The sequence below is a fragment of the Streptomyces sp. PR69 genome, from assembly GCF_026420845.1.
Lineage (GTDB): Bacteria > Actinomycetota > Actinomycetes > Streptomycetales > Streptomycetaceae > Streptomyces.
Genome location: NZ_JAOWCB010000061.1, coordinates 1 through 12,431 on the forward strand (window position 1 = coordinate 1; position 12,431 = coordinate 12,431).

Annotated in this window: 5 protein-coding genes; all 5 read left to right on the forward strand. The window is 75.3% G+C overall.

Annotation, left to right across the window (positions count from 1 at the left end):
* Positions 1-163: 163 nt before the first annotated feature.
* Positions 164-3,706: a tubulin-like doman-containing protein gene (locus tag OF819_RS28560; protein WP_267246551.1), complete on the forward strand. Its 3,543-nt coding sequence runs from the start codon at positions 164-166 to the stop codon at positions 3,704-3,706.
* A gap of 8 nt (positions 3,707-3,714) precedes the next feature.
* Positions 3,715-6,366, forward strand: coding sequence for a hypothetical protein (locus OF819_RS28565; protein ID WP_267246552.1), 2,652 nt, complete (start codon positions 3,715-3,717; stop codon positions 6,364-6,366).
* Positions 6,363-8,489, forward strand: coding sequence for a hypothetical protein (locus OF819_RS28570; RefSeq protein WP_267246553.1), 2,127 nt, complete (start codon positions 6,363-6,365; stop codon positions 8,487-8,489). The genes OF819_RS28565 and OF819_RS28570 overlap by 4 nt, the downstream gene beginning before the upstream one ends.
* Positions 8,489-11,113 (forward strand): hypothetical protein, encoded by a 2,625-nt coding sequence (locus OF819_RS28575; RefSeq protein WP_267246554.1) that lies wholly within the window; start codon positions 8,489-8,491, stop codon positions 11,111-11,113. Before OF819_RS28570 ends, OF819_RS28575 begins: the two co-directional genes overlap by 1 nt.
* Before the next feature lie 89 nt (positions 11,114-11,202).
* On the forward strand, positions 11,203-12,431 hold a 1,229-nt coding region (locus tag OF819_RS28580; RefSeq protein WP_267246555.1), incomplete at its 3' end, for an arginine deiminase.

Consider the following 12,431-nt stretch of genomic DNA (forward strand, 5'->3'; position numbering starts at 1 on the left):
CCGGCCAACGGCTCCCGCCCCTCCGGCGGCGCAGGCCGCTCGGGCACGGGCCCGTACGGCGCGGGCCCCGAGGACACCGGAGAACAGACCGTCGGCACCCGCCGCTTCGACCCCGACTTCTGAGTGACGACGGGCCGCGGGCGCGGCCCACGTGGGAGACGATATGAAGATCTACCAGCCCATGCTCTTCGTCGGCCTGGGCGGCACAGGCGGCCGGATCGGGGCCGAGCTGGAGCGCGGTCTGCGCCGTGAACTGTGCGGCCCCGACGGCACCGCCCTGGTGGCCGCCGGCCGCCGGGCGCCTTTCCAGCTACCGGACTATCTGCAGTTCGTGTACGCGGACTTCAGCGAGGCGGAACTCGACAAGCTCCCGCAGTTCAGCACGAAGGGCGTGGAGGGCGCGGCCTACGCCCGCACCTCGCACATCATCCACGATCTGCTGCCCACCGGCTACGACAGCTCCCCCGAGGTGACCCGGATGCTGCGGGTCGCGCTCCATGAGGAGACCCGCGACTGGCTGCCGCCCCAGGACCGGCAGCCGCGCGTCGCCCCGCTGCACAACGGCGCGGGGCAGCTGCCCACGGTCGGCAGGGCCGCGCTGTTCGCCACCCTCCGCGGCGGACTGGAACCGGTGGTGCGGCAGCTGCGCGAAGCGGTCAGCGCCATCAGCAACGCCGCCGGCGATCTGCGGGACCTCGGCGGCCGGCAGATCCGCGGCTGCGACGTCTTCGTGGCCTTCTCGGTGGCAGGCGGCACCGGCGCCGGCATCTTCTATGACTTCATCCACCTTATCGGGCATGTGTTCCGCACCTCCAAGGTGCCGGGCGTGAAGATCTACCCGCTGGTCGTGATGCCGTCCGCCTTCCCGCTTCAGGCGGGCGGCGGACGCGAGGCCGAACTGAACTCCGCCCGCGCGCTGGTGGACCTCTCCCGGCTGGTGGACGACCAGAACGTCCCCGACGCGCAGAGCGACTTCGGCGACGTCGAACAGCGCGGCTCGCTCAGCGTGCGCTATCCGCAGGACGGCGTCGTCGCCCTGCGGCCCTCCACCGTGCAGACCGCGTTCCTGTTCAGCAGGCCCGCGGTCATCCGCCCCGAGGACCTGCGCCGCTCCATCACCGCCATGGTGATGTCGCTGATCGGCACCGAGCTGACCGACGACAGCGTCCAGGGCCGCACCGAGGACGACTACCAGTCGTTCGCCGCCAGCTTCGTCAACAAGAGCGTGGAGCGCTCCACTCCCGCCCGCTCCGGCATCGGCTACCGGGGCATGTCCACCAGCCTCGCCGCCTCTCTCACCGTGCCCGTCGACGACCTCGCCGAGATCGTCGCCGGACGGCTGCTCGCCCACGCCGTCCGCGGGATGATCGAGGACGCCCAGCGGCCGCACGAGGACGGCACGGAGCGCGTCAGAGAGATGTTCGAACGCTCCGCCGTCGGCCGGCTGTGGACCCGTGAGGCCCCCGACGTCCCGCCGCCCGACCCGCTGCCCAAGGGCAGCCGGAACATCGGCCAGGCGCTGCGCGACCGCATCGGCGACATGGAGGACCGGCTCGGCCGGCTCGGCCGCGAACTGGACCGGGAGATGCCGCGGCTGGTCGAGGACTTCAAACCGCAGACCGGCGCGCGGGAACTGCTCGGCCTGGTCGGCCCGTTCCGGCTGGAACGGGTGCTCGGCGGGCTGCCCGGCCACCCCAGGCGCCCCGCCGAGGCCGGCTTCGCCGGGATGCTGGAGAACCGCAGGAACGACCCGGAACGCCCCGACGGCATCCAGCCCACCGCCCCCCAGATCCCGCGCGTCAAGGGCGCGATGGGCGGCCTCGTCCCCGCCCGCTGGGGCGACCCGGACGTCCAGGACGCCCTGGACGAACAGGACGCCTGGTACCGCTGGCACGCCAACCGGCTGTGGCACCGCGCCTGGAAGGAGCACGAGACCCGCTGGCGGCCACCGCTGGTCCGGGCCATGCGGGAGACCGGCGAGCTGGCCAGGGCGCTGCGCGCACACGAGGAGGGCGAGCGCAAGCTGTTCCAGGAGCGCCGCAAGGAGCTGTACCGGGACGACCGCACCGGGGTGTCGTATCTGCTGCCGCCGCAGAGCAACCTCCGCACCTTCTACGACGACGTCTTCAACCGCCTCCTCCAGCACGAGGGCCTCGCCGAGAACACCAGCCCCGCCGCCCTGGTCGCCCGGCTGATCCAGCCGGAGGACTGGCACCGGGCGCTGGACGAGGCGCGCCGCTCCCCGCGCGCCGCCGTCAAGGAGATCAAGCAGGTCCTGGAACAGCGGGTGAAGGGTCTGTTCGGCGAGGCCAGCGTGCTCAACGAACGGCCGCTGCTGCCGTCCATGGCGATGCTGCTGCGGGCCGCGTCCGGCGACGAGGACGCCGAGGCCGCCGTGGACCCGCGCTGGCTGGAGCAGTTCCGCTCCCAGCTCGCCGGGCTGCTGCCGGTCGGCTTCACCCCGGACGGCAGCGGCCCGCTGAAGATCCTCGTCGTCCATCCGCAGAGCGAGGGCGACGCGCGCGCCCAGCAGTATCTGCGCCAGGAGCTGGCGCTGCCGCGCGACCCGGGCGCGACACAGGAGTTCCGGGCCGTGGACACCGAATCCGTCACCGTCGTGCTGTTCCGCAGCGGGATGAGCCTCACCGACGTCTCCGAGGTACGGCAGGTCCTCAGGCTCTGGGCGGAGGCCCGCGACGCGTCCGGCCCCGACGACTTCCTGCACTGGCGGCAGCGGCTCGGCTACCGCGACGACTGGCTCGCCAGCACGGAGGACGACCGCCAGCGGATACTGCACCGCATCCTGTGCGCCATGTGGAACGGCCAGGTCTCCCACGAGGGACCCGCGACCTCCCCCGAGCTGATTCGCATCCGCCTCCAGGAGGGCGGCTCGGCCACCATGACGCTGCGTCTGGAGCCGTTCGACGGCTCGGTCTCCAGCTGGGGCGGACTGGTCGCGGCGTATGAACGCTGGGCGCTGCTGGACGAGGGGCAGATCATCGAGGACTTCTGCGACCGGCTGATGCGCACCCAGCCCACCGGGCTCGCCACCACGCCCGTACCCCCGTCGGAGCTGTTCACCACGCTCGTGCGCGAGGTCGCGCCCCGGCAGACTGCCCTGCTCGACAAGCTGTCCGGCCGCTACCCCGGCGAGGACGAGGAGTGGCTCGTACCGCTCAGGCACTTCTGGGAGGAGACCCTCAAGGGCGCGCTGGAGATGCGCTTTCCGGGCGCGTCCCGGCCCACGCGCCCCTCGCTGGCGGCCCTCCACGCGCGCTACGCCGGACACGGCGCTGCGGGGGCGGGCCCACGCGCCGACGACTACCCGCCGCCGGGCCCGCCGCCGACGGCACACGACACGCCGCGGGACGCGCCGCCGCGGCCGCAGACCCGTGCCAACGGCGGCCGCCCGGCGGCCCGCAGGAGGGCCGCGGAGCACTGGTCCGCGGGCGACCCCGGCCCCGAGCGCCGCCGTCCCCCGGAGGACGGCCCCGAACGGAGTACGCCTCCCGAGGACCGCCACGAGTGGTCTGCCGCCGCATGGGACGACGGCGACGGGGACCTGCCGGAGGGCGGCCACGATCGGAGCGTCCCTCCGCAGAAGGAGCCCGAGCCGCCCGCGGAGGATCAGGCCCGCCGGCGCGCGGGCTCCGAGCGCCCGGCCGCGCCCAGGTACCCGTGGGACCTGGACGACGCGGAGGAGTGAGGCCGACCGTGACACCACAGCACCAGCCCCAGCACCCCTCCCACGCCGTCTGCCTCGATCTGCGGGCCTCCGCCCAGCCGTACGCCGGAAAGGACGCCCTGCACAGCGCCGTCGCCGAAGCCCTGGACACCCCGTACCACGGCGACGAGCGGCGCTTTCTCGTCATCGACGACGCCTCCGCGCTCGTCTCCCACCAGCTCCTGTACGAACAGCTCTACTCCTACGGCCCGGCGACGCTGATCTGCCTGGCCGTGGGCGACGGGGACGAGCGGACGCTGCGGCGGCCGCTCACCCTGCGCCCGCCGGCCGCCGGAGTGCTCTGGCTCCTCGACGCCTCCGGCGGCTCCTCCGCGTCGCCTCCGGCCGTGCCCGGCGGACGCCGCCCCGGCGTCGAGGACGCCCTGCGCCCCCTGACGGAACTCCTCGCGGACCCCGTGGTGTTCGACGCCGTGCTCCACGGCGTCGGCGAGGTCGTCCACGGCGTCGCCGTACCGGCCGTACGCGTCCTCGAACACGATCTGACGGACGACGCCAGGACCCGGTCGTGGCGGCAGGCCCTGGACAGCCTCATCGGCCAGGACGGCCCCGCGCCGCCGCTGGGCGACTCCGTGCCCGCCGAACTCGCCCTCCTCCTCGGCGACGGTGTGCCCCGCAGCCTCGAAGGCCGGGCCTGGCTGCTGCCCGGCGGCCGCGCCGAAGGACTCCACCGGGAGTGCGGGGCCGCCCTGCGCTCCGCCGCCGATGGCCATGAGCGGATACGTCGCTGGACCGGGCTGCTCGCCACCCGCGCGGGCCAGGCAGATCTGCCCGGCCGCCTCGAACGCCTCTCCACGGCGCTCGCCGGCTACCACGAGATCATCGCGGGCGCGCTCGCCGACGGCGGCGGCGTACGGCTGACCGCCGAGCAGCGCGGCAGGCTGGCCGAGCGGGGCGTGGCGCTCCCGGAGATCCCCGAGGCGTCCCGCGGCAGCGTGGGGCCGGGACTGCGCGGCTTCACCGAGGACCTGCTGGCCCGCCGGCTGCCGCTGCGCGCGGTCGCCGCCCGGCTCGCGGCGCTCTCCGGCCGCTCCGCCCCCGCGGGCAGCGCGGCCCGGCTGGCCCGGCTCGACGAGATCTGCGACCGGGACTATCTGCTCCATCTGACCCGGCCCGAGCCGTTCACCGCGGGCGGCTCCCGGCGCGTCGCCGCCGCGGTCGCGTGCGTACTGGCGTTCCTCGCCGGGCTCTGGCCGGGCCTCGGCTGGCTGCTGGGGCCGCTCGTCGCGGTGTCTGGCGCGGGGCTCGCCGTCCTCATGCTGCGCCGCAGGCCCAACCGGTCGCCCGACGGCAGGCTCGACGGGGGTGGTACCGCCGGGGCGGCGCCCCGGCTGCTCGGCGGGCTCGCAGGCGGGCTCGCCGGGGCGCTGACCGGGCAGCTGGCCGGGCCGCCGCTGTGGGCGGCCGCGGCCGCTCTGGCCCTCTCGCTGCTGTTGACGGCCGCGCTGGCGCTGCGCTCATGGACCGCGGCCGTGGACGCCTGGTGGCGGGCGATGGACGCGGACTACTCCGGGCAGATCGTCGCGGAGGCCGATCAGTTGCTGATCGAGACGGCCGTGCACGACTGGCTGCTGGCCGACGCCCGCTACCACTGCTCCGACGGGGCCCGGGCCATGTCCCTGCTGCTGCGCGGCCTCGCCGACGCGGCGGAGCGGCACGCCCCGGACGGCCCGCCGCCCGGCGCCCGGGGACCGGGCAGCGTGCCGGCCGCCGCGTCCGGCGCGGCGCCGTACGATCCGCCGCCCGCGGGTGACGCCCCCTCCGAGGCGGCCAAGTCCGCGTCCGACGCCTGGGGCTGGGACACCTGGGGCGGCGGACCGGCCGACGACGGCTGGCTCGACGCGCTGACCGCACCGCCCGGCGGGCCGCCCCGCGAACCCGCCGAGCGCCCCATGAGCCCCGAACCCGCCCCGCACGCCGAACAGGCCGGGCAGGCCGAACAGGCCCGGCAGGCGGACCCCTTCGGCTTCGAAAGCCTCCAGGAACGCCGCACCTCGCCCGCACGGCAGCAGCGTCCCGACGACTGCTGGGAGCCCGCGGCCCACCCCGCATGGCTGGAGCGGGAGCTGGGCGACGGCGGACCGCTGCTGGTCGACACCCTCGTCGCCGACCTGATGGACGCGGTCGTCCGCATCGTCACACCCTGCTGGGCCGCCGTCGAACGGGACCCCGCCGGAGCCGCCCGGATACGGCTCGAAGGACCGATGGCCGAGGCCCTCGACGAGGTGCACGGCCGGCTGCTGCGCGACGGGGCCGCCTCCCCGCCGCCCTACGCGCACCACCCCGAACAGCGCCCCGGCGCGCCGCAGCTGCTCGGCGTCCCGGCCGACCGGCTGGCCTGGCTGCTCGGCGCGGACGGCATCGCCGAGCAGGCCGTGCCGCTGTGCGGCGCGGAACACCGCCGCATGCTGTCCAGGGACCCCGCGGCGGTCCGCCAGGTGCGGTTCGTGCCCGAGGCCATGCGCCGCGGCGCGGACCACGACGAGACACCCGACCACTGGCGCGGCGCACCCGAGGACGTGGTGTGGACGGCGGCCGGCCGGCACGCCGGGCTGCTGCGTCTGGTGCCGCTGCGCACCGAGACCGTCCGCACGGTCAGAGGAGAGGAAGGCAGCGCGCCATGACCGGACGGACGGACGGCGGCCACGCCGGCGCACACGTCGAAGAGCTGGAGTTCCTCACCCACAAGGAGGCCCCGGTCCGCTTCTCCGCGGGCTTCGGAGCCGACCGGCGGCTGCCGGGCCGCCCCCATCTGCTGGCCCGCACGGTCACGCTCGGCGCCGGCTGGGCGGTGGAGCAGCACCGGCTGCCCCGCTTCGCCCAGGACGACCCGCACGCCTACACCGCGCTGGAGCGCGAGGTGAGCGCGGCCGTCACCCTGGAGCGGCGGTACGGCTCCGAGCCGTACGGGGAGGTGTTCACCCGGCTCGTCGGCTTCGACCTCGACGCGCCGGAGCCCTTCGTCCTCTACCGCGTCCACGGCGGCGAGCCGCTGCGCGCCCGCCGCGGCGCCCTGACCGTGGACGAGCAGCACCGCGTCCTCGCCCAGCTCGTCCTGGCCGTACGGCTGCTGGAGCACACCGGCCTGGTCCACCGGGGCATCGCGCCCGACTCCGTCCGCTGGGACGGCCGGCACGTCCGGCTCGCAGAACCGTACGGCGCGCTGCGCAGCGGAGAGCCGCGCTCCGCCTTCGGCCAGTCGCCGTGGGCCTCGCCCGAGCAGCGCGAGGGCGCAGGGGCCGCGGACGCCAGGGACGATCTGTGGGCGGTCGCCCAGCTGATGTACTTCCTGCTGTCCGGGCGGGCCGACCAGGGCACGGGCCCCCCGCGGGACCTGTCCGCCTACCGGCGGCTCGCCGCCCTGGACCAGGGCGGCGTCTTCGCTCCGCGGGCCGCCGCACGGCCCGCTCCCGCCGAGCTGCTGCGGCTGCTGAACGTCCCCGACCCGCTGGCCGCCGCGCCCGCCGCCGGCGACCCGCTGGGCCCGGCGCGCGGCGACTTCGACGTACAACTGGCTCGCAAACGGCGGAATCTGGGGCTCGTCACCCACGGCGAACCGGTGGAGCACGAGCCGCCCCCGCCGCCGGTCTCCTCCCTGCGCCGCTCGCTGCGGTCGCTGTGGGGCGCCGTCGCGGCCCCGCAGAACGGCGACGCCCCGTACGACGTGCCCGCCGAACCCCCGCCGCCCGTCCGCGACCCCATGTGCCCGCACTGTCTGCTGCCGGTCGCCTACGACGAGAGCATGCTCATCACACTCTCGCCCGAGGGGGAGCGCCTGCCGCTCGACCTGAGCGCCGAACACCGGCCCGCCATCCGGCAGGACGCGCTGCGCAAGGCCTACCACCGCTGCCCGCACGCCGACCCGGACCGGCCGCATGAGCTGCCCGTGCCGTATCTGACCAACGGCGAGCCGCTCTCCGTCGTCCTGGTGGGCAGTTCCGGCGTGGGGAAGACCCATCTGCTGGCGACGATGCTCGGCGAGATCGAACAGGGCGGTCTGGAGCCGTACGGGCTCAAGTGCCTGCCCCTCAACCCGGTATCGCACCGCACGTTCCTCCGGGAGAGGGTCCAGAACCTGCACCAGGGCAAGCAGCTCGCCCCCACCGGCCAGCAGTCCTTCGCCCGCTTCGCCGACGGCCTGCTGGTCTCCGGCCGCGGCCAGACCCGCCCGGTCGTCTTCTTCGACCTCGCCGGCGAGGACCTGGCGGAAGAGGGCGAGGTCACCGGCTTTCTGATGGGCGTGGGGGCGTTCATCTTCGTACTGGACCCGCTGCGGGCCCTGCGGCTGCCGTCCCTCGACCCGGCACGCGAGCGGAACCGGCTGCGCCGGAGGGACCTCGGCGACGAGGCGTTTGCCACCGTCCTCAACCGCATGCCGCGAAACGGCCCTTACGTCGACACCCCGGCCGCGGTCGCCGTCAACAAGAGCGACCTGCTCCGTTTTGATCCCACCGTGGACCGCTGGCTGGGCCGGGCGCTGCCGCCGCGCTTTGACGCCGAAGCGGTACGGGAGGAGAGCCGGGACGCCTATGCGCTGATCGCCCAGCACGCCACCCCCGCCTGGCTGAAGCCGTTCGACGACTGCGCGCGCTGCACCCTGCACTTCGTGGCGGCGACCGGCGGCGAGGCGAAAGGGGATGTGTTCCCCCACGGCGTCAGGCCCCGCCGGGTGCTGGCGCCCCTACTGTCGATCTTCGCTATGGCCGGGATCCTGCCGGGGGCGGACCCGGGAGAGGCAGGCCTGTGATGCACCGGCTCGACGAGGAAGTCGACCAGATCGTCTTCCGCTGGGACTCCGACAACGCCTCCAGCACCACGGGCTTCGGCCCGGTGGCCTTCTCCTGTGAACCAGGCCGGGCGAACGGGGTCTTCCGCCGTGTGGCCGCGCTGCTGCGGGCGACCGGCGAGGAGACCCTGCCCGCGCTCATCCGGATCGAGCACGACGACCGGGCGCTGCTGGTGCACCGCCGGCCGCAGCGCGACGAACTCGGCCGGACCAACGCCGTCTGCCATGCGCTGTTCGGCTCCGCACGGGTGCTCGACGCCGGCGACTGCCTGGGCCTGCACCGCTGGAACTGGCACGGCGGCGACCTCGACGCGGGCGGCGTCCGCGGCCGCCTGGACCGGGTGCGGGCGGGCGATCTGCTGCGGTCGGCCGAGGCCGGAACCCGGCGGCTGGCGCTCGGGCTCGCCGCGAGCCAGGAGGAACTCACCGGCGTCGTCGCCCAGTCGCTGCGCCATCCGCGCCATCGGCTCACCCTCCTCGACGGCCGCGGCGGCGACAGCGCCTGCCGGGTGCTGTGGGGCGTGCACGGCATCTTCGGCGCGCTCCGCCGCGACGGCTGGACCTTCGCCACCCACGACACCGCGGAATCGACCGACCTGCGTTTCGTCTTCGTCCGCCGCTGGCCGGCCGGCGCGGCCCAGGACTCCGTACGGCTGCGGGTCGACCCGCTGGATCACATCAGGGACCGGGCCCACGAGGTGGCCGCGGGGCTCGTCCGGCACCATCTGAGCGGCGTGGCGCGGGGCGCCGACGGCGAACTGGCCGTCGGCGAGGCGCTGTGCGCCGCCCGCGAACGGCTGGGCGGGGGCGGCGCGCCGGGGGGTGTGCTGGACATCGCCTCACGGGCGCTGTCGGACCTCGACCGCGCGCCGAGCCGCCGCCGCGGGCCGTCCGAATCCCTGCCGGTCACCGGCCCGGACCGGACCACGGACCTGACGCCCGGCGGCCGGGCGCCGGACGACCGCCACGGCGTGGGGTCGTGCAACACGCCGCCCGACGCCGCCGTGCCCGAGCCGTACCCCGGCGGGCCGGGAGACCGTGCCACCGACGGCTCGCGGGACCACGTCTCCGCCGCCCCGGAGCCGGACGACGCCCCCCGCCCCGGAGGCCCGCCCGGAGACCGCGTCGCCGCCGGGCAGCTTCCGTACGGCGAGGGGGCCGGCGGATCGGGGTCCGACCGCGGTCGCTGGGGCCCGCGGGACCGGGGGGACGGTTCCGGACGGGAGCCCCGCGGCGACGGGGCCGGTGGGCCGGTGGGCCGGGAGGCCGGCTCCGGGTGGGAGCCGTACGCGGAGTCGGCGGGGGCCGGGCGTGGCGGTTCGGGCGGCGGTGCGCAGGATTCGGCCGGGGGCTGGGGTCGTGACCGGGCCGAGGGGCCGGAGCGGGTGCGGGGCTGGCACGGCGAGGGGGCGTCGGGTCCGGCCGGCGGCCGGGGGGACGGTTCCGCGCCGGAGCCGTACGCGGAGCGGCCGGGGCCCGAAAGGGCGGCACCGGGAAGCCGGGAGGCCGCCGCCGGGCGGGTGCCGTACGCGGAGTCGGCGGGGGGCGAGGGGGCGGCGGCCGCGGCGTCGTACGGGACCGGGGCGGCCGGGCGTCCGGCGGCGCCCCTGTACGGCGACGACGCCGGGGCACCGGCGTCGGGGAGCACGCCCGCACCGGAGGTGTACGCGCGGCCGTACGACCAGTACGCCGCAGCGCCGCAGGGCCAGGCGCGCTCCCGGGCGGACGCCCGTACCGCGCCCCCGCTCCCGCGCCCGGACCGCGCCCCCGGCTGGCAGACGCCGCAGGGCGAGGTCCCGGTCGTGCCTCCCCAGTGGCGGGGGCCGGACCGGCCGCCCCGACGCCTCCCCAGGCTCGGCCGGCGGCCCGGCCGGGATCTGCAGACCCTGCTGGACGGCCTCAGGGCGCAGCCCGAGAGCCCCTCCGTCCCGGTCTTCGCCGCGGACGACGCGCTGATCGACGCACTGAACGACGCGCTGCGCCAGGAGCTTCCCTACGAGGCGACGACCCTGCTGCTGGCTGAGATCGCGCGCAGATGGCCGCGCTGGCCGCACAGGACGCGGCGCGAGCTGTGCTTCGCCGTTCTCGATCTGGACCTGCTGGTGATGGACGACCGCCCCGGCGGCCCCGGCGACGATCTGCGCGCCGCCAACGCCGTCTCCCTGTACCGCTGGGCGGTGCGCCCGCTGGGCGACGACCCCCAGGTGGCCGGCAGACTGGCGGAGCTCCTGCCGCGGCTGAGCCAGTCGGACCGGGCGGGCCGGGCCGCGTTCCGGCAGATCGTGGAGGGTGCGTACGACGATGACGCGCGGCTGGACCCCACGGTGTGGCGGGCCCTGGTGACGACGGCGTACGGCTGGCCGCCACGCCCGGGCGCCGCCGCCTCCGCTGCCCCCACGGCCCTCGCCACGCCCGCCGCCCCGGCCGCTCGATCGCACGGCTGGGGCCCCGGCCGCGGCACCCGCACCGTCCGGCCCGCCGCCGGCGGCCGCGGTTCCCAGGACGGCCGGTGGGCCGTCACCACGATGGTGTGTCTGATCGTGGCCTGCGTGGGCCTGATCGTCCTGCTCGCGCAGCTGGCGTAGCACCGTCGCCGCCCCGCGAACGGCGCACTGCCGGAAACTGGTGCGCCGTTCACCGGGTGAACGGCGTGCCGCGCGGTGAGGATGGGGACATGGGATTCCATGTCGACTCCGAGACCGGGCGGCTGCGCCGGGTCATACTGCACCGGCCCGATCTGGAACTGAAGCGGCTGACGCCGTCCAACAAGGACGCCCTGCTCTTCGACGACGTGCTGTGGGTGCGCAGGGCGCGCCAGGAGCACGACGGATTCGCCGACGTACTGCGCGACCGGGGCGTCGAGGTGTATCTCTTCGGCGATCTGCTCCGTGAGTCGATGGAGATCCCGGAGGCCAGGAAGCTCGTCCTGGACCGGGTCTTCGACGAGAAGGAGTACGGGCCGCTCGCCGCGGGCCACCTCAGGGCCGCGTTCGAGGAGCTGTCCGCCGCCGATCTCGCCGAGGCGCTGGTGGGCGGGATGACCAAGCGGGAGTTCCTCGCCGGGCACACCGAGCCGACGTCCGTCCGCTTCCATGTGATGGATCTGGACGACTTCCTGCTGCGCCCGCTGCCCAACCACCTCTTCACCCGCGACACCTCCGCGTGGATCTACGACGGGGTGTCCATCAACGCCATGCGCTGGCCGGCCAGGCAGCGGGAGACGGTGCACTTTGAGGCGATCTACAAGCACCATCCGCTGTTCACCGGTCCGCAGGCGGGCCCGTTCCACCACTGGTCGGAGGGGCAGGGCGACTATCCCTCCACCATCGAGGGCGGCGATGTGCTGGTCATCGGCCATGGCGCGGTGCTGATCGGAATGAGCGAGCGCACCACCCCGCAGGCCGTGGAGATGCTGGCGCGGGGCCTGTTCGCGGCCGGCTCCGCCCGTACGATCGTGGCGCTCGACATGCCCAAGCGGCGTGCGCTGATGCATCTCGACACGGTCATGACCATGGTCGACCGGGACACCTTCATCCAGTACGCGGGGCTCGGCATGCTTCGCTCGTACACGATCGAGCCCGCCGAGGGCGCTCAGGGGCTCCGGGTCAGCGACCATCCGCCGGAGCAGATGCACAGCGCCATCGCCGCGGCGCTGGGGATGAAGGAGATCCGGGTGCTGACCGCCACCCAGGACGTCCACTCGGCCGAGCGTGAGCAGTGGGACGACGGCTGCAATGTGCTGGCCGTGGAGCCGGGCGTCGTCGTGGCGTATGAGCGCAACGCCACCACCAACACCCATCTGCGCAAGCAGGGCATCGAGGTGATCGAGATCCCCGGGAGCGAACTGGGCCGCGGCCGGGGCGGCCCGCGCTGTATGAGCTGTCCGGTCGAGCGGGACGCCGT

Coding starts and splice junctions, on each gene's coding strand:
- OF819_RS28560 (WP_267246551.1), top strand. CDS start 164: ATGAAGATCTACCAGCCCATGCTCTTCGTCGGCCTGGGCGGCACAGGC.
- OF819_RS28570 (WP_267246553.1), top strand. CDS start 6,363: ATGACCGGACGGACGGACGGCGGCCACGCCGGCGCACACGTCGAAGAG.
- OF819_RS28575 (WP_267246554.1), top strand. CDS start 8,489: ATGCACCGGCTCGACGAGGAAGTCGACCAGATCGTCTTCCGCTGGGAC.